Genomic DNA, 15,107 nt, shown 5'->3' on the forward strand with positions numbered 1-15,107 from the left:
GCTCCTGTGTTCGGCGTATGCCCCCGCGCACGGCCGGCTATCCGGGATGGGCCAGGTCTCCGCGACGCGGCACGGGGGTACGGGGACAAGGGAATACGCATCGTCACCGCCGCCCGTGGGAGACTGCACGGTCGATCACGAGGGGTGGGGCATGCACACGGAACGCGGATTTCCGGACCGCGAGCGGCTGGAAGGGGTGGCACGGGCCGCCCTCGGACCCGGCCGCCGCATCGCACGGGTCGACCGACTGCGCGGCGGCAGCAAGAAGGGCGTCTACCGGCTGACGCTCGACGACGACTCGACGGTCATCGTCTACATCTGGGACGACACCGAGAACTACTGGCCGAGCGACGGCACGGACGCTGACCACACCGACCCGTTCTCGCACGCCTCCGGCATCGACCTCTTCGAGGCCGCGCACGGGCGCCTTCACGCCCTCGGCGTCCGCTCACCGCGGATCCGTCTGACCGATACCAGCAAGGCGCACTACCCCGCCGACATCGCGGTGGTCGAGGACGTGCGGGGCCCGACTCTTGAGGAGATGCTGCGCGCCGACCCCCGGAGCGCGGCCCCGGTCATGGACCGCCTCGCCGAAGCGCTCGGCCTGATGGCGGACCACACCGCTCCGGGCTTCGGCAAGGTCGCGCTGGTCGACAACGGTGGTGTGTCGAAAGGCGGTTCGTGCGAGGGGGCCGTCCTGGACCGGGCCCTCGACGACCTGTACGAGGCCGCCCGGCGCGACACCCGTATCGCCGTCGTCCGCGACCGGCTGGAGGACGTCGTGCGGACGGCGTACGCCACGGTGCCCGCGCGCGAGCGGTTCGCCGTCGTGCACGGCGAACTCGGTCCCGACCACGTACTCGTGGACGCCCGAGGCAGGCCGGTCCTGATCGACGTCGAGGGGCTGATGTACTTCGACGTCGAGTGGGAGCACGCCTTCCTGCGCATCCGCTTCGGCGACCACTACGCCCGGCTGCTGCCCGGCCGCCCGGCGCCCGGCCGAGGTCCGGACCGGGGCGGGGCGGAATTGGACGGGCGGCGGCTGCGGTTTTACGCGCTCGCCATGCGGCTGTCGCTCGTCGCCGGGCCGCTGCGCCTGCTCGACGGCGACTTCCCCGACCGCGACTTCATGCTGGGCGTCGTCGAGCACAACCTCCGGGAGGCGTTGGCGTTCCTGGAACCCGACCGGACCCGGTCGCCCTGACTCAGACCGCGATGGCGCGCGGGGCGGACTTCAGGGAGACGGCGGCTTCCGCGGTGTGGACGAGGAAGGTCAGGGTCTCCTGGAAGTAGAGCCGCACGCTGGTGTCGTCGTGGGACAGGTAGCCGATGGACAGGTCCTGGCCGAGGCGCAGTTCGAAGTCGCCGCCGCGGCCGGCGATCAGGAAGGCGCCGTCGATGGCGGGCGCCCAGATGATGTCGCCGTCCAGGAGCCGGGCCAGGTGCTGGTGGATCGGGTAGCCGTGGTCCGAGGTCTCGTTGACCGCGGTGTACGCGTCGGCGCTGAGCGCCAGGTGGTAGGTGCCGTCGACGCCCGCGAGGCGCAGCGCGGTGATCGCCTGGCTGACGGCGTTCGGGTAGTCGCGTACGTCGTCGGGCAGGGTGATCGCCTGGTTGGAGGAGGCGGCGCGGATGCCGTCGATACCGGCGGCCGGGTAGCCCTCGAAGATCACCCGGTCCTCGGCGAAGGCGAGCTGCCGGGCGGCGTCCTTGACGGGCTGCCAGTCCGCGTCCTTCGCGCCGCGCTCGACGTCGTCCACCTGGCGGCGGTCGACGCTGAAGGGCAGCCGCAGTTCGACCACCGGCTGCGAGCGCCGTACGTGCGCGGCGACGCCGTCGGCGGGCGACTCGATGGCGTCGAGGTGTCCGGTGGCGACGGCGGACAGCTCGGATCCGGCCGGTTCCGGTACGTCCACGATCCGGCGCCCCGCCACGTTGCGCTTGAACGTGCGTCGCGCCTCGTCCTCCAGATCGGCCCAGGCGGCGGCGGAGATGGGGGCCAGTTCACGATGCAGGTTGTTCACGGCGTGGTGCTCCTCTTCAGGTCGCCGATACCCAGCGAGTCGTCGGGTACGGCGGGGGCGGATTCGACGGTGGCGGAGTCGACGGGGACCGTGACGGGGGCGGGTGCGGCCGGGGTCGCGGTGCCCGACGCGGACGCGCGGGCGGGCGGGTCGGGGAGGTCGTCCAGGAAACCGGCGGCCGGGGCGTGGAACAGGGTCCCGGTGACGGCCGTGGAGAAGTCCAGGATGCGGTCGTGGGTGGCGGGCGGCAGGCCGAGGAACATGTTCCGCAGCATCTGCTCGGTGACGTCGGGGGTGCGCGCGTAACCGATGAAGTAGGTGCCGAATTCGCCCCTGCCCGGACTGCCGAAGGGCATGTTGTCGCGCAGGATCTTGCGCTCGGTGCCGTCGGCCTCGGTGATGGTGTTGAGCGCGACGTGCGAGGCGTCCTCGTCCAGCTCCACATTGCTCAGCTTGCGGCGGCCGATGATCCTTTCCTGCTCCTCGACGGGCAGCGCGTTCCAGGCGTCGAGATCGTGCAGATACTTCTGCACGATGACGTAGCTGCCGCCCGCGAAGTCGGCGTCCTCGTCACCGATGAGCACGGCCCGGTGGGCGGCCGGGCCGACCGGATTCTCGCTGCCGTCGACGAAGCCGAGCAGGTCGCGGGCGTCGCGGTAGACGAAGCCCTGGGTCTCGTCGCGGAGGGTGACCGAGCCGCGCAGCCGGTTCATGATCTCGGTGGCGAGCGAGAAGCACAGGTCCATCCGGGTGGCCCTGATGTGGAAGAGCAGGTCGCCGGGGGTGGAGACGGCCCGGTGCCGGGCGCCGCGCAGTTCCTCGAAGGGGTGCAGCCCGGCGGGGCGCGGTCCGGCGAAGAGCCGGTCCCACGCCGTGGAGCCGATGCCCGCGACACAGCTCAGCCTGCCCTCGGGGCTGCCGAAGCCGATCGACCGCTGCAAGCCCGCGAGGTCGGCCAGCAGGTCGCGCGCCACGGCCTCGCCGCCGGGGTCGACGGTCACCACCAGGAAGGTCGCCGCGGTGGTCAGCGGGCTCAGCACCGCCTGCGGTTCCGCCGCCGGGGACGGTGCCGCGGGCACGCCGCTCTCCTGTGTCGTCAATGCGTTCCTCACCAGGCTCGGATCGGACAGGGACCCCGTGGATCGGAAGGGGTCCGCGTACAAGCGGGACATCTCAACTATCGCAAAGCACCGGGACTCGTGCCCGCGCCCCGACCGGACATGCCGGTCGGGGCGCGGGGATGTGCGATGCGGTGATGTCCGCCGGGGTCGATCCGTACAGGTCAGCCCGGTGGCCGCGGCGTCAGCCCAGGGTCGACAGCGCCTGGTTCAGCGTCTGCGACGGCCGCATGACGGCCGCGGCCTTGGCCGCGTCGGGCCGGTAGTAGCCGCCGAGGTCGACCGGCGAGCCCTGGACCGCGATCAGCTCGCCGACGATGGCCTGCTCCTGCTCGGCCAGCGTCGTGGCGAGCGCGCCGAACGCCTCCGCGAGCTTGATGTCGTCGGTCTGCGCGGCCAGCTCCTGGGCCCAGTAGAGGGCCAGGTAGAAGTGGCTGCCGCGGTTGTCGATGCCGCCGAGGCGGCGGCTGGGCGACTTGTCCTCGTTGAGGAAGGTGCCGGTCGCCCGGTCGAGGGTGTCCGCGAGGATCTGGGCGCGCGGGTTGTCCGTGCTCTGCGCGAGGTGCTCGAAGCTCACCGCGAGGGCGAGGAACTCACCGAGGCTGTCCCAGCGCAGGTAGTTCTCCTTGACGAGCTGCTGCACGTGCTTGGGCGCGGAGCCGCCGGCGCCGGTCTCGAACAGTCCGCCGCCGTTGATCAGCGGGACGACCGAGAGCATCTTGGCGCTCGTGCCGAGTTCGAGGATCGGGAAGAGGTCGGTGAGGTAGTCGCGCAGCACGTTGCCGGTCACGGAAATGGTGTCCTCGCCGCGGCGGATCCGCTCCAGCGAGAAGGCGATGGCGTCGACCGGCGGCAGGATCCGGATGTCGAGGCCGTCGGTGTCGTGCTCGGGCAGGTACCGCTCGACCTTGGCGATCAGGTTGGCGTCGTGCGCGCGGTCCTCGTCCAGCCAGAACACCGCGGGGGTGCCGGTGGCGCGGGCGCGGGTGACGGCGAGCTTGACCCAGTCCTGGATCGGCACGTCCTTGGTCTGGCACATGCGGAAGATGTCGCCCGCGCTGACGGCCTGCTCCAGCACGGCCCGGCCGGCTCCGTCGACCACGCGCACCGTACCGGTGACGGGGATCTCGAAGGTCTTGTCGTGGCTGCCGTACTCCTCGGCGGCCTGGGCCATCAGGCCGACGTTGGGCACCGAGCCCATGGTGGCCGGGTCGAAGGCGCCGTGCGCGCGGCAGTCGTCGATGGTGACCTGGTAGATGCCCGCGTAGCTGCGGTCCGGGATGACCGCGAGGGTGTCGGCCTCCTGGCCGTCAGGCCCCCACATGTGACCCGAGGTGCGGATCATGGCGGGCATGGACGCGTCCACGATGACGTCGCTGGGCACGTGCAGGTTGGTGATGCCGCGGTCGGAGTCGACCATGGCCAGCTCGGGGCCCTCGGCGAGCTCGGCGTCGAAGGACGCCTTGATCGCGGCGCCCTCGGGCAGCGACTCCAGACCCTTGAGAATGCCGCCGAGGCCGTCGTTCGGGGTGAGACCGGCCGCAGCGAGCGTGGCGCCGTGCTCGGCGAAGGTCTTGGGGAAGAAGGCGCGCACGACGTGGCCGAAGATGATCGGGTCGGAGACCTTCATCATGGTGGCCTTGAGGTGCACCGAGAACAGCACGCCCTCGGCCTTGGCGCGGGCGATCTGGGCGGTGAGGAATTCACGCAGCGCCGCGACCCGCAGGACGGCGGCGTCCACGACCTCACCGGCCAGTACGGGTACGGACTCGCGCAGCACGGTGGTGCTGCCGTCGTCCCCGGCCAGCTCGATGCGGAGCGATCCGGCCTCGGAGACGACCGCGGACTTCTCGGTCGAACGGAAGTCGTCGCCGTCCATGTGCGCGACGTTCGTCTTGGACTCCGGCGTCCAGGCGCCCATGCGGTGCGGGTGCGCCTTGGCGTAGTTCTTCACCGAGGCGGGGGCGCGGCGGTCGGAGTTGCCCTCGCGCAGCACCGGGTTGACGGCGCTGCCCTTGACCTTGTCGTAGCGGGCGCGGACGTCCTTGTCCTGGTCGGACTTCGGGTCGTCCGGGTAGTCGGGCAGCGCGTAGCCCTGCTCGCGCAGCTCGGCGATGGCGGCCTTGAGCTGCGGGATCGACGCCGAGACGTTCGGCAGCTTGATGATGTTCGCGGCGGGCGTCTTGGCCAGTTCACCCAGCTCGGCGAGCGCGTCGTCGATCCGCTGGTCCTCGCGCAGGTACTCGGGGAAGACGGCGATGATCCGCCCCGACAGCGAGATGTCGCGGGTCTCGACGGTGACCCCGGCGGTGGAGGCGTACGCCTCGATCACCGGCAGCAGCGAGTACGTCGCCAGGGCCGGAGCCTCGTCGGTATGCGTGTAGATGATGGTCGAGTCAGCCACCGGTCACTCCGTCCAGGTCTGCAACATTGCTCGACATCAAGATATCCCGTGACCGACCCGTGTCCTACCCGCCCCCACCTCCGCGCCCCGCGCGGACGCCCCGGATACCGCCGTACGCGCGCCGCATGACGGCGTCCCGGCGCAGGTCAGAGGTCCCGCGTCGGGCAGCGCCGGGCACCCGACCTCACTTGTCAGACAATATTCATGGCCGTGAACTCCCCTTCCCCGCGCGGTCGTACGGGAGCGTCGGGCCACGACGGATGCCGCGCGGGCGAGGAAAGAGCCGCGGTGTCCGGGGCGCGGACCGGGCCGTACGCGCCGGTGTCGCGCGGGCCGCGATACGGGTCACCGCCTGGGCGATTTGTTCCGTTTGCGGCACTTTGGAACCTCGGCCATGCTGAAGGAGATCCAGCCGAACAAGGAGATGATTCCATGAACTCGGATCTCACAGCCCCGGTCGAGTCGGCGGTCCTCGCCGCTGAGGTCGAAGGACTGCTGGACTCCGCGGAACCCGAGGGCATCTACCGCGACACGCGCGAGTGCGGCGGCGGTCTGCTCCTCGCAGGACTTCTGCTGATCTCGCCCCCGACCCCCCGTCCGACGAAGACGGACGCGTCCTGAACTGAGGGGTCACGTTGGCAGAGCAGGCGCAGGGGACATCCCCGCTGAGCGCTGTGGTCGCCGACGTCGCACAGGCAGTCGCCCTCGCCCTTCGGGGCGGGGGCGGCTCCTATGCGCTGTCGCGCGTACTCCCGCAGGGCGAAGCGGTGGCATCGGCCGCGATCCGGGTACTGGGCGCCGACGTACTGGCGCCGTACGCGCTGGACCGCGGCCCGGCCCATGACACGGGCGGCGCGGCGGGCACGGCCGATCAGGCCCTCGTCCGCGCCGCGCTCGCCGCCTATCCGCCGGGGGCCGACGCCTCCGAGGTGTCGGTGTGGAGCTACCGGGGGCTCGCGGCGGCGGCGCGCGCCTTCCTGCCCGCGGACGCCGACGGCCGGCCGCCGGAGCCGCCCGCCGCGACGCGGTGGGCCGCCACCGACGCGTGGCCGCGACTGGCCCACCGGGCCTCGCAGTTGGCCTCGCTGTCGCTGCCGGGGCTCGACACCCCGCTGGCCGGGTGCCTGGCGGAGCGCACCGACGACCTGGCCCGCGGCTTCGTCCGCGCGGTCCGCCGTCGCGACTGGCTCCAGGCGGCCGGACTCGGCCGCTGGCTGGCGGGCCTGCCGGACGTTCCGGACTCGCTCGGTCTGGACAGCGGCCTGGTGTTCGTCCGTCAGATGAGCGGCGACGACCCCCGCGTGGCGCTGCACATCACCGCGGCGGCGCGTTTCCACGGGCGCGGTTCGTGACCGGCGGCCGGGTCCCCGCGGCGGGCGCCGGCCCGGAGCCGCTGGACCGCATGGCCGTCTCGGCGCTCACCTGGCTGGACGGCATGCGCCCGTGCTTCCGGCTGCCCCCGGACGTGACGACCGACGCCGATCCCAACACCACGCTCAAACCCCTCGGCGAGCTGGCCGAACTCAGTCACCTCATCCGTACGCACCACCCGCTGCCCGCCGTCCGCGACCTCGCGGACGGCCTCTTCCGCTTCGCCTGGCGTGAGACGCGCGACGGTGAGCTGTTCGGCGACCTGATCCGCGGCGAGCCGCGCGCGACCTACCCGGTCGAGCTGTACGGGGTCTTCGCGCAGACCGGGCTGAGCCATCCGGGCGTCGAGGAACTGGTGCGCACCATGACCGGGCTGCGCGGCTGGCGGGTGGCGCGCGAGGACCACACCCGTACCCTCGGCGTGCTCAACGCCGAGCGGCGGATCGGGCTGCGCCACCACGCCGACTTCGACGCGGTGCTGGCCATGACGGGACTCGGCCGGGCGGTCGAGCCGTGGACGCTGGACCGCAAGGCGGCCTACGGCGTGACGCACGACGTCTTCCACCTCACCGACTGGGGCCGCGCCCCGCACCGGATGCCCGCCGACCGCGCCGAGTATCTGCGGCTGTGGATCCCGTCCTGGCTGGAGAGCTGGCTGGAGGAGGAGCTGTGGGATCTGGTCGGCGAACTGCTCGCCGTGGCGGCCTGCCTGCCCGTGCCCGTCCCGGACGCGGCGGCCTGGCGGCTGCTGGCCGGGGCGCAGGGCGCGGACGGCGCGGTGCCCGAGATCGGCGCCGCGCCGCCGCCGGGCACGGCCGCCGCCGAGGCGTTCACCGCCTGCTACCACTCCACGTTGGTGACCGCCTTCGCGGCCACCCTGGCCCGGATCGGCCCGACGCGGCCGGCGGGCCCGACCGCGGGCGTACGGCGCCCGGTCCTGGAAAGCGAGGCAGCATCGTGATGACGACGGCCGCATCCCCCGCGCTCCTGCACCAGGTGGGCGAGCGCGCGCTGGCCTGGCTCGACGCGAACCGGGAGCACTTCCGGCTCACCGACGATGACCGCGCCACCAGCGGCGCGGTCATCGAACGTCTCAAGCCCATCGGCGAGTTGGCGATCAACATGCGGGTGCTCTCACGCGAGGGCGTGGCCGGGTCACGGCAGCGCGACCGGTCGCTGCGGCTGCTGGACTTCGCCTGGCGCGAGTTGCTGGACGGCGGCAACGTACTGGCGGCGCTCCAGCGCGACGAACCGCTCTCCCCCGTGCCGCTGGAGATCTACGCGACCTTCTACGAACTGGGCCACCGGCACCCCGGTGTGGAGGACGCGGTCGCCCTCTCGCGCCGCACGGCGTCCTGGCGGGCCCTGGAGATGGTGCCCAACCGGCGCCTGGGCCTGCTCAACGCCGAGCGCAAGCTGGGCCTGGTGCCCAGCGGCGACTTCGACCTGGCCGTGGAGCGCACCTGGCTGGGCCAGACGCCGGAGCCCTGGACGGTGCAGTTCCACATCGCGTACGACCTCACCCACACCGTCTTCCACCTCACCAACTGGGGCGAGGCGCCGGACCGCATCCCGCCCGCGATCGTCGACTACCTGACGCGGTATCTCCCGGCCTGGACCGAGGACTGGGCCGACCTCGCCCACTGGGACCTGCTCGGCGAACTGCTGGTCGTGGACGCCTGTCTGCCGCGCCCGGCGCTCGACGGCGAGGTGTGGGAGCGGTACGCCGCCGCGCAGTCCGACAGCGGTGCGATGCCGGTGCGCAACGGGATGCCGGACGGGAACGCGGCCGAGGTCTTCGACCAGGTGCACCACCCGACGCTGGTCGCCGCCTTCGCCTCCGCGATGGCCACCTCCCGCGCGCTGTCGGCGGACGCGGACGCGGTCGCGTGAGCGCCACGGCGGTGGACCTCGCGCCGGACGAGGCCGAGGACCGTACGGCCGACGGCGCGCCGGTCCGCGACCTGCTGGAGCGGGCGGTCACCGAGGTCAGGGCGCCCGATGTCGTGCTGGCCGTCTCCCGCGCGGGACGGCGGACACTGGTGGGCGGCGGCAGCGCGCCGCCGCGGGCGGCGCGCGAGGAGGCGCGGTACGAACTCGGCTCGCTCTCCAAGACGTTCACCGTGCTGCTACTGGCGGCACTCGCCCGCGACGGCGTACTCGGTCTCGACGACCCGCTCGCCGCGCACCTGCCGGACCTGCCGCTCCCCCACCCGTACGCGCGGCGGATCACGCTGCGGCACCTGGCGACCCACACCTCGGGGCTGCCGCGCGTGCCGCGTGACCTGGTGGCGGGCGCGGTGCTGCGGCCGTACACCAACAGCTACGCCCGCTACGACACCGGACGGCTGCTGCGGGCCTTCGCGGACACCCGTACCCGCCACGCCCCCGGCAGCCGCTGGCACTACTCCAACCTCGGCATCGCGCTGCTCGGACCCGCGATGGAACACGCCACGGGAACGGACTACGGCACGCTGCTGGCGGGGCGGGTGCTGGCGCCCCTGGGGCTGCACGGCACCACGACGGGGCCGGGCGGTGTCCTCGCGGCGGTCGGCTACCGGACCGACGGGCGTACGCCGCTGCCGCCGACCGACATGGCGGCCTTCACGGCGGCGGGCGGGGTCCGGTCCACACCGACCGACCTGCTCCGCTACGCCGAGGCGCACCTGCGGCCCGGCGGCACGGCGTTGGAGGCGGCGCTGCGCGACGTCCAAGTCCCGCAACTGCGCCGGGGGCTCGGTCACCGGAACACGCACACGCTGACCTGGTACCGCCATCCGGCGCCGGGTGGCCCCCTGCTCTTCCACGCGGGGGCCACCTTCGGGCAGCAGACGTTCCTCGGCTTCCACCCGGCGACCGGTACGGCGGTGGCCGGATGCGCCACCCGGCACGACCGCGGCTGCCGCATCGTCAAGACGGCCTACGCGCTGCTGTACCGGCTGTGCGGCGAGCCGACGGACACGCCCTGACTCAGGAGGTCGCCGCCTCCACCTTCTCCTCCTGCGAGAAGTCCCCCGCCGTGGTGCGCAGCGGGACCTCCTTGATGAGCAGCGACAGCACGAAGGCGATCACCAGGACGCCCGCGCCGACGAGGAAGGCGACGTTGATCGCGTCGGTGAAGCCGGTCTTGAAGGGGTGGGCGAGCGCCGGGTCGACATGGCTGAGGAACGACGTGTCGTTGAGCGTGCCGGTGCTGCCCGAGGACGCCGAGGTGAGCGTCTTGAGCTGGTCCGGGTGCGCGGCGGCGGCCTGCTGGAACGCTTCTCCTCCCTTGGCGGCGGCGAAGGCGGAGCCGATCTTGCCGCCCACGACGGAGTAGACGATCGACAGGAAGACGGCGACGCCGAGCGTGCCGCCCATCTGCCGGAAGAAGGTCGTCGAGGAGGTGGCGACACCGATGTCGCGCGGCGGCACCGCGTTCTGCATGGCCAGCACGATCGTCTGCATGTTCAGGCCGAGTCCGGCGCCGACGACGAACATCGACACGTCCACGTAGAACAGGCTGCTGTCGGCCGACATCTGCCACAGCATCAGCATGCCGCCCACCAGCAGGGCGCAGCCGATGATGGGGAAGATCTTGTAGCGGCCGGTGCGCGAGGTGATCTGGCCGGACACCATCGAGAAGATCATGATGCCGAGCACCAGCGGCAGGGTGAGCAGACCGGCCTTGGTCGGCGAGTTGCCCTTGACGAGCTGGAGGTAGAGCGGCAGCAGCGTGATGCCGCCGAACATGCCGATGCCGATGATCGCGGACTGCGCGGAGCCGACCGCGAAGACGCCGTTGCGGAAGAGCCGCAGCGGCAGCAGCGCCTCCTCACCCGCCCGGCGCTCGGCCAGCAGGAAGGCGACGATGCCGACCGCGCCGATGATGTAGCAGGACAGCGAGGACGCGGCGCCCCAGCCCCACTCGCGGCCCTGTTCGGCCACGATCAGCAGCGGTACGAGGGCCACGATCAGCGCGGTCGCCCCGAGGTAGTCGATCCGGTGCGGCCGTCGTTCCTGGCGCACGTGCAGGACCCTGGCGACCACGAACAGGGCGAGGATGCCGATGGGGACGTTGATCAGGAAGATCCAGCGCCAGCCGTCGATGCCGAGCAGCGAGTCCTGCCCGGCCAGCGCGCCGCCGATGACCGGTCCGAGCACGCTGGACGTGCCGAAGACGGCCATGAAGTAGCCCTGGTACTTGGCTCGTTGGCGCGGCGGGATGATGTCGCCGACGATGGCGAGCGCGAGCGAGAACAGCCCGCCCGCGCCGATGCCCTGGAGGGCGCGGAAGCCCGCGAGCATGTACATCGACGTCGACAGCATGCACAGCGCCGAGCCGACGATGAATATCGCGATGGCGAAGAGGAAGAACGGCTTGCGCCCGTACTGGTCGGAGAGCTTGCCGTACAGCGGTGTGCTGATCGTCGAGGTGATCAGGAAGGCGGTGGTCACCCACGCCTGGGCGGTCAGGCCGTTGAGGCTCTCACCGATCTTGTAGATGGCCGTGGAGACCACCGTCTGGTCCAGTGCCGCCAGGAACATGCCGAGCAGCAGCCCCGAGAGGATGACCATGATCTGCCGGTGTGTGTACTCCGTCGGGGGCGCCGCGGTGCCGGCCGGCGCGGCGTCTGCCTGAGCACTCATGGTGCTGCTTCCTCTCCCGTAATGCTGCTCTGTTTGCCTTGGGCAACATTACGCCGCCCGGTGCCGCGACCCCCTACCGGCTGCTGGGGGGTGCGGGGTCGCGGGTGCGGGCGGGGCGTGAGCGGGCGGCCTACCGGGGCGTGACGGCGTCCACGCCGGTCAGTTCGGCGGACAGCGTCCACAGCCGGGCGGCCTGGTCCGGGTCGATCGCGTAGTCCTTCACACCGATCCTGGTGCCGTCCGCGGGCGCGGGCTCGGCGATCTCGCAGTCCGCCAGGTAGACGCCGCCCATGCCGTCGAGCATGGGCGAGGTGGCGGCCCAGACCTGGGTGGCGGCGCCCTGCTCGGTGCTCTTGAGACCGGCGGACTCCAGCGGCTCGCCGTTCTCGTCGATCAGGCCGCGCTCGATCAGCTCCGACTGGGGCAGGTGGCGCTGGAGCGGGGTGAGGATGCCGCCGGGGTGCAGCGCGAAGGCCCGCACCCCGCGCCGCGCGGCGAGCTGGTCGAGGTGCACCGCGAACAGCACATTGGCCGTCTTGGCCTGGCCGTACGCCTGCCACTTCTCGTAGCCGCCGCGCGCGAACTGCGGGTCGTCCCAGCGGATGGCGGAGTAGTGGTGACCGGCCGAGGAGACCGCGACGACGCGCGCGCCGCCGTCCTCGATCGCCGACCACAGCCGGTTCACCAGCGCGTAGTGCCCGAGGTGGTTGGTGGCGAACTGCGCCTCCCAGCCGGGTCCTACCCGCGTCTCGGGGCAGGCCATGACGGCGGCGCTGTTGACGACGATGTCGATGCCGCGCCCGGTGGCCAGGAAGCGCTCGGCGAAACCGCGGACGCTGTCGAGGTCGGCCAGGTCGAGCTCGTCGACCTCCACGGCGTCGACGCCGTCGAGCGCGTCCTTGGCGGTCGCGGGCCGCCTGGCCGGTACGACGACGTGGGCGCCCGCCGCGGCCAGCGCGCGGGTGGTCTCCAGGCCGATGCCGGAGTAGCCGCCGGTGACGAGGGCGAGCCTGCCGGTCAGGTCGATCCCCTCCAGCACCTCCCGCGCGGTGGTCTGTGCGCCGAATCCCGAGCCGATCGCGTGCTGAGTCGTTGTCATGCCTCACACGCTAGGAGCTGGAGTGGACTCCAGCGCAAGCGCCGCGGCCCCGGACGTGTCGGGGCGGCGGTTCCTAGAAGAAGCCCTGGTTCGGCAGCGGCGTTCCGTTGAGTTCGTAGCGGCCCACCGCGACCGCTTTGAGCGTCTTCGGATTGTGGGCGGCGATCGTACGGATGTTGCGCCAGTGCCGGTCGAGGTGGGCGCCGCGGCGGACCAGCGAGCCGCCGCCGATGTCGAAGAGCTCGGACGCGGCGCGGTTGGCGAGTTCGTCCACGACGACCTTGGCCTTGGCGTTGAGCAGCGACGCGCGCGCGGACAGCTCGGCCTCCTCGGGGGTGCCGTGCGCCGCGTAGGCGTCCTCCAGCGCGCGTCCGGCGGTCAGGACCAGGGCCTGCGCGGCGAACGCCTGGCTGTGCAGCAGCCCCACGCTGTACTGCACGATCGGGTCCTCGGTCGGCGCGTCGGCGGGCGCGTGGTAGAAAGCCCGTTTCTTGGCCCGGACGTGTGCGACGGCGTCGGCCGCCACCCGGCGCAGGATGCCCGCGATCATCGCGTTGAGCTGGATGTGGAAGAACGTCGCGGGGTACGGGACGGATTCGCGGGCGTCGGTCGCCCGGACGAAGTAGTCCTCGGGTGTGATGGCGACGTCGTCGAAGGTCACCGTGCCGCTGCCCGTGAAGCGCTGGCCGAAGCCGTCCCAGTCGTTGGGGCGCAGCACGCCGGGGCGGTCGGTGGGGACGATGACCTGGGCCCTCCCGCCGTCCACGTCGGTGACGCCGACGACCAGCCAGTCCATGTACAGGCTGCCCGTGGTGTAGTGCTTGGTGCCGTTCAGCCGCAGGCCGCCGTCCGTGCGGCTGACGGTGGTCCGGTACGGGAAGTCGGTGGCCCCCGCCTTCGCGCCCAGTTCGGTGGAGGCGGAGCCGATCAGCTCACCGCGCGCGACACGGTCGAGCCAGACCGCGTCCTCGGGGCGGGCGCCGCGCAGCAGCCCCTCCACCACACCGAAGTGGCTGCGCAGGATGTGCGCCACATTGGAGTCCGCGGCGCCCAGGTCGATGAACACCTCGAAGAGCTGGGTGAGGCTCGCGCCGCCCCCGCCCCGTTCGACCGGCACCCGCAGGGCGCCGAGCCCTGCCCTTTTCGCCGCCTCGACGGCCGCGTACGGCAGTTCGTCGCGCTCGTCCCGCCCGATCGCGCCGTCGCCGATGTGCTCGATCAGCTCCCGCAGTCGCGCCGAGCCGAAGGTGACACCGCTCGTGGCCTCGGCTGTTTCCGTCATGCGTGCTCCCCTGCTCACTGTGGCACCCGGTTCCTGTGGCACCTCAGCGTCGATCCGGCGGCGTAGCCGATCAACAAGGTTCGGCTACGGCGTCGTTGCGGCTGCGCTTAACTGTCGGGCCGAGGTGCGCTCGTCACCGCGGCGCGGTCCCGGTCCCGGACCGCGCGGGTGCGCGGCGCGGTACGCGGTCCTGGCGGCGCGGTCAGGAGGCGACGCGCAGGACCCGTCTGTGCAGCGCCTGTTCACCGATCGAGCGCAGCGTGCGCAGGACGAGCGCGATGTTCGGGTCGTTCCTGCGGGTGGTGCGCGTGACCGAACTGATCGTGCGGTAGCCGATCGGCACGCCCTCGACGATGAGGTGTTCCAGGTGCGCCGGTACGGACAGCCGGGGCACGATCGCCGAGACGACCTCGGTGGCGGCCAGGTCGCAGACGATCTGGGCGGTCACCAGCCGGTGGGTGATCCGCGGGGTGAACCCGGCCCGCTCGGCGGCCCGCAGCAGCGCGGTGTCCAGGGTGGAGTTGGCCAGACCGGTGACCCACACCTGTTCGGCGAGCGCGGCGAGCCCCAGGCTGCGGACCCGCGCGTGCAGCCCGGTCGGCGCAAGGAGCACGAACGGCTCGACCAGCAGCACCTCCCGGCTCAGCCCGTTGAGCAGGTCCTGCGCCTCGAAGTCGCACCGGTAGGTGACGGCCACGTCGACCTCGCCCTGGCGCAGCAGGCGCAGCGCGTCATCGGCCTCGGCCTGCTGGAGGTGGATCTGCAAGTGCGGCTCCTCGGCGCTCAGCAGGTGGATCAGCGGCGCCGCCAGGACGGGTATGCCCAGGTTGTAGGAGACCATCGCGATCTGTCCCGAGACCTGGTCGCGGGTGGCCGCGAGCGCGCTCATCGCGTCGTCGACGGCGCCGAGCACGACGCGTACGTGGTCCACGAGGATCCGGCCGCTGCGGGTGAGGCCCAGGGTGCGCCCGTCCCTGCGGAACAGGATCGAGCCGGTCTCGACCTCCAGGACCCGGAGTTGCTGTGAGACGGCGGAGTTGGTGATGTTGCGCCGTTCGGCGACGGCGGTGACGGTGCCGAGATCGGCAAGATCGCGTAGCAGCATCATGCGACGCAGGTCGAGCATGCTCATGGTTGACCTCAGATGTTGTCGAGTTGACCCCCACGACACCCAGGCGCG

Annotated in this window: 13 protein-coding genes; 6 read left to right on the forward strand and 7 right to left on the reverse strand. The window is 72.0% G+C overall.

What is annotated here, in order from left to right:
- Positions 1-151: 151 nt before the first annotated feature.
- Complete coding sequence (locus ACIOC1_RS33425; protein WP_401858060.1) at positions 152-1,204, forward strand: phosphotransferase family protein; 1,053 nt, start codon at positions 152-154, stop codon at positions 1,202-1,204.
- A 1-nt stretch (position 1,205) separates the two neighbouring features.
- Here the strand turns inward: ACIOC1_RS33425 and ACIOC1_RS33430 are convergent, their stop codons facing one another.
- The 3 genes from ACIOC1_RS33430 to ACIOC1_RS33440 all read right to left on the reverse strand — a co-directional run bounded on the left by ACIOC1_RS33430 (position 1,206) and on the right by ACIOC1_RS33440 (position 5,546).
- On the reverse strand, positions 1,206-2,024 hold the full coding sequence (locus ACIOC1_RS33430) for a family 1 encapsulin nanocompartment shell protein (RefSeq protein ID WP_355347477.1): 819 nt from the start codon (positions 2,022-2,024) through the stop codon (positions 1,206-1,208).
- Positions 2,021-3,103, reverse strand: a complete 1,083-nt coding sequence (locus tag ACIOC1_RS33435) for a Dyp-type peroxidase (protein ID WP_355347480.1) — start codon at positions 3,101-3,103, stop codon at positions 2,021-2,023. The genes ACIOC1_RS33430 and ACIOC1_RS33435 overlap by 4 nt, the downstream gene beginning before the upstream one ends.
- 223 nt (positions 3,104-3,326) lie before the next feature.
- Positions 3,327-5,546 carry an NADP-dependent isocitrate dehydrogenase gene (locus ACIOC1_RS33440; RefSeq protein WP_355347483.1) on the reverse strand — a complete coding sequence of 740 codons (2,220 nt, stop codon included), beginning with the start codon at positions 5,544-5,546 and terminating at the stop codon, positions 3,327-3,329.
- Between the two features lie 432 nt (positions 5,547-5,978).
- Here ACIOC1_RS33440 and ACIOC1_RS33445 point away from each other — a divergent pair, with 432 nt between their 5' ends.
- The 5 genes from ACIOC1_RS33445 to ACIOC1_RS33465 are packed head-to-tail and all read left to right on the forward strand — an operon-like array spanning position 5,979 to position 9,886.
- Complete coding sequence (locus ACIOC1_RS33445; RefSeq protein ID WP_188280008.1) at positions 5,979-6,167, forward strand: hypothetical protein; 189 nt, start codon at positions 5,979-5,981, stop codon at positions 6,165-6,167.
- A gap of 14 nt (positions 6,168-6,181) precedes the next feature.
- Positions 6,182-6,898 (forward strand): hypothetical protein, encoded by a 717-nt coding sequence (locus ACIOC1_RS33450; RefSeq protein ID WP_401858063.1) that lies wholly within the window; start codon positions 6,182-6,184, stop codon positions 6,896-6,898.
- Positions 6,895-7,878: a DUF6895 family protein gene (locus ACIOC1_RS33455; RefSeq protein WP_401858065.1), complete on the forward strand. Its 984-nt coding sequence runs from the start codon at positions 6,895-6,897 to the stop codon at positions 7,876-7,878. Before ACIOC1_RS33450 ends, ACIOC1_RS33455 begins: the two co-directional genes overlap by 4 nt.
- Complete coding sequence (locus tag ACIOC1_RS33460; RefSeq protein WP_401858068.1) at positions 7,878-8,810, forward strand: DUF6895 family protein; 933 nt, start codon at positions 7,878-7,880, stop codon at positions 8,808-8,810. Before ACIOC1_RS33455 ends, ACIOC1_RS33460 begins: the two co-directional genes overlap by 1 nt.
- A complete protein-coding gene (locus ACIOC1_RS33465; RefSeq protein ID WP_401858070.1) occupies positions 8,807-9,886 on the forward strand; it encodes a serine hydrolase domain-containing protein in 1,080 nt (359 codons plus the stop codon). Before ACIOC1_RS33460 ends, ACIOC1_RS33465 begins: the two co-directional genes overlap by 4 nt.
- Before the next feature lies 1 nt (position 9,887).
- On the opposite strand, the gene ACIOC1_RS33470 is transcribed toward ACIOC1_RS33465, so the two are convergent.
- The 4 genes from ACIOC1_RS33470 to ACIOC1_RS33485 form a co-directional block, all read right to left on the reverse strand.
- Positions 9,888-11,546, reverse strand: coding sequence for a DHA2 family efflux MFS transporter permease subunit (locus tag ACIOC1_RS33470; protein WP_391052099.1), 1,659 nt, complete (start codon positions 11,544-11,546; stop codon positions 9,888-9,890).
- Positions 11,547-11,676: 130 nt separating this feature from the next.
- Positions 11,677-12,645: an SDR family NAD(P)-dependent oxidoreductase gene (locus ACIOC1_RS33475; protein ID WP_401858073.1), complete on the reverse strand. Its 969-nt coding sequence runs from the start codon at positions 12,643-12,645 to the stop codon at positions 11,677-11,679.
- Between the two features lie 73 nt (positions 12,646-12,718).
- Positions 12,719-13,927, reverse strand: coding sequence for an acyl-CoA dehydrogenase family protein (locus tag ACIOC1_RS33480; protein ID WP_391052094.1), 1,209 nt, complete (start codon positions 13,925-13,927; stop codon positions 12,719-12,721).
- A gap of 202 nt (positions 13,928-14,129) precedes the next feature.
- A complete protein-coding gene (locus ACIOC1_RS33485) occupies positions 14,130-15,059 on the reverse strand; it encodes a LysR family transcriptional regulator (RefSeq protein WP_355347507.1) in 930 nt (309 codons plus the stop codon).
- Between the last annotated feature and the right edge of the window lie 48 nt (positions 15,060-15,107).

It is taken from the genome of Streptomyces sp. NPDC088197 (assembly GCF_044741185.1).
In the GTDB taxonomy this organism is placed as follows: domain Bacteria; phylum Actinomycetota; class Actinomycetes; order Streptomycetales; family Streptomycetaceae; genus Actinacidiphila.

Bases quoted from the DNA above. Each gene is read 5' to 3' on its own strand.
- ACIOC1_RS33460 (WP_401858068.1), top strand. From the start codon at position 7,878: ATGACGACGGCCGCATCCCCCGCGCTCCTGCACCAGGTGGGCGAGCGC.
- ACIOC1_RS33480 (WP_391052094.1), bottom strand. From the start codon at position 13,927: ATGACGGAAACAGCCGAGGCCACGAGCGGTGTCACCTTCGGCTCGGCG.
- ACIOC1_RS33485 (WP_355347507.1), bottom strand. From the start codon at position 15,059: ATGAGCATGCTCGACCTGCGTCGCATGATGCTGCTACGCGATCTTGCC.
- ACIOC1_RS33475 (WP_401858073.1), bottom strand. From the start codon at position 12,645: ATGACAACGACTCAGCACGCGATCGGCTCGGGATTCGGCGCACAGACC.
- ACIOC1_RS33470 (WP_391052099.1), bottom strand. From the start codon at position 11,546: ATGAGTGCTCAGGCAGACGCCGCGCCGGCCGGCACCGCGGCGCCCCCG.
- ACIOC1_RS33425 (WP_401858060.1), top strand. From the start codon at position 152: ATGCACACGGAACGCGGATTTCCGGACCGCGAGCGGCTGGAAGGGGTG.
- ACIOC1_RS33445 (WP_188280008.1), top strand. From the start codon at position 5,979: ATGAACTCGGATCTCACAGCCCCGGTCGAGTCGGCGGTCCTCGCCGCT.